This window comes from Chlorobaculum sp. 24CR (assembly GCF_004118635.1).
Classification (GTDB): Bacteria; Bacteroidota; Chlorobiia; order Chlorobiales; family Chlorobiaceae; genus Chlorobaculum.
This window is the reverse complement of the sequence record NZ_SDGU01000084.1, coordinates 1-728: the sequence shown is the minus strand read 5'-3', so window position 1 is coordinate 728 and position 728 is coordinate 1. Positions and strand designations below refer to the sequence as shown.

The window sequence follows — 728 nt, the reverse complement described above, 5'->3', positions numbered from 1 at the left end:
ACATTATGACTTTTATGAATATATGTGCTCAATTATTACACTTTTATCTTTAACGAAGCAGAGCTTCGGGGAATATATCCCATAGAGATTCAATATTTTTTTCTGCCATGCCTTTTCTTTTGGCATATTTTTTTTGTGTATGCGGACCAACAAAATATTTATTTTCTTTCATGTTATTGGGGTGAGTGATGTATATTACAAGAGTGAAAAAGGGATAAGTAGTATCATTTCTTTTACACGATTATTATCATCCCCTAATTCAAAACATCATATCATGAAAAAACTGTCGTTGTTACTGTTGGCGTTATGTCTTGCCCCGGCGGGCATTTATGCTCAGGGAACCGAATCCGCGGATCGCTACGGGAACGGATCCGGTCCCGGCGAATGCATCGAAGCCGTTGCTGCTGTTTCGGGATCATCGGTTATGGAAACAAAAACAGTGCCAACCGAGCTGAACGAGCTTGGCGGTCGTCGTGGCACGTCGTCGGAGGCTGAACTGAACGAGCTTGGCGGTCGCCGGAGCCAGTCATCCGAGGCCGAACTGAACGAGCTTGGCGGTCGCAGAGCTGCGTCATCCGAAGCCGAGCTGAACGAGCTTGGCGGTCGCCGGAGCGCATCGTCGGAGGCTGGGCTGAACGAGCTTGGCGGTCGCCGGAGCCAGTCATCCGAGGCCGAACTGAACGAGCTTGGCGGCCGTCGTGGCACGTCGTCGGAGGCTGGGCTGAACG

Annotated in this window: 1 protein-coding gene and 1 pseudogene; one reads left to right on the top strand and one right to left on the bottom strand. The window is 50.0% G+C overall.

What is annotated here, in order from left to right:
• Positions 1 to 49 precede the first annotated feature (49 nt).
• On the bottom strand, positions 50 to 172 hold the full coding sequence (locus EST62_RS13920) for a hypothetical protein (protein WP_256372373.1): 123 nt from the start codon (positions 170 to 172) through the stop codon (positions 50 to 52).
• Between the two features lie 252 nt (positions 173 to 424).
• On the opposite strand from EST62_RS13920, the pseudogene EST62_RS12465 reads away from it, so the two are divergent.
• Positions 425 to 728 (top strand): annotated as a pseudogene (locus tag EST62_RS12465) (hypothetical protein); the annotation flags it as partial.

Excerpts from the sequence above, each read along its gene's own strand:
- EST62_RS13920 (WP_256372373.1), bottom strand. The coding sequence starts at position 172 with ATGAAAGAAAATAAATATTTTGTTGGTCCGCATACACAAAAAAAATAT.